The sequence below is a fragment of the Okeania sp. SIO2F4 genome, from assembly GCF_010672385.1.
Classification (GTDB): Bacteria; Cyanobacteriota; Cyanobacteriia; order Cyanobacteriales; family Microcoleaceae; genus Trichodesmium.
Genome location: NZ_JAAHGT010001495.1, coordinates 1 through 1063 on the forward strand (window position 1 = coordinate 1; position 1063 = coordinate 1063).

Below are 1063 nucleotides of genomic sequence, written 5' to 3' on the forward strand. Positions count from 1 at the left end.
ATTGATTTTACCGTAAAAATCAACTATCTTAAGTATTTGCGTTGGCGGAGGGAGCAAGTGCGGCAGCTATATCGCTCGCCAAAAGATAGTTATAGTAAGTGTTTTACTATTTTCGGAGATGTCTATTGCAGCAGTCTTTGAATGATTTAAACCAGGCTTACCAAAATTTCTTTACTTCAACGAAAGGTAAGAGGAAAGGTAGAGCTATAAAACCTCCTAAATTCAAAACTAGAAAGTCAAGACAGACTGCTAGTTTTACACTCATGAGGGTTTAAAGTTGGTCAGGATAAAGTCAATAAGAGCGAAAATTGGAAAACTGAAAATTATATGGTCAAGAGAATTACCTACTGCTCCATCATCAGTAACAGTAATCAAAGATTCAGCTCATAGATATTTCTTGAGTTTTGTAGTAGAAATACAACCAGAAATCTTACCTAAAACGGATAATTCCATAGGAATAGATTTAGGAATTAAAACTTTTGCAACTTTGAGCAATGGTGATAAAATTGATGCTCCAAAACCATTAAAGAAACGTATCAAAAAATATAGAAAGTTAAGTAAATCATTATCTAAGAAAACTATAGGCTCTAAAAGGTATGAAAAAGCTCGTCTGAGGATAGCAAGATTTCATGCCAAACTGAAAGATACGCTTGACAGATTTTCTACATAAATTATCCACTCAAATAATTCGTGAGAACCAAACAATTATTTTAGAGGATTTAAACGTTTCTGGTATGGTGAAAAACCGGAAATTGTCTAGGGCAATTTCGGATTTGGGATGGCGACAATTCCGGACCTTACTAGAAGGAAAAGCGGAAAAATATAGCAGAAAATTTAGAGTAATTGATAGATGGATTGCCACTTCTCAAATCTGCTCTTGTTGTGGATTCAAGGGTGGCAAGTTAGACCTTTCAATTAGGGAGTGGGAATGTTTCAACTGTGGACAAAAGCACGATCGCGACCACAATGCAGCAATAAATATATTAGTCGCGGGTGGGCAATCCGAGACTTTAAACGGACGTGGAGGCAAGCATAAGACTACTGCCAAAGTAGCAGCAGCCGA

The 1063-nt window shown here is 36.6% G+C and carries 2 protein-coding genes; both read left to right on the plus strand.

Annotated features, from left to right (window positions below; all coding sequences use genetic code 11):
* Positions 1–277 precede the first annotated feature (277 nt).
* Positions 278–670, plus strand: a complete 393-nt coding sequence (locus F6K22_RS41460) for an RNA-guided endonuclease InsQ/TnpB family protein (RefSeq protein ID WP_293111040.1) — start codon at positions 278–280, stop codon at positions 668–670.
* Positions 651–1063, plus strand: a 413-nt coding sequence (locus F6K22_RS41465; protein WP_293111042.1) for an RNA-guided endonuclease TnpB family protein, incomplete at its 3' end; no start/stop codon positions are given. The genes F6K22_RS41460 and F6K22_RS41465, both read left to right, overlap by 20 nt.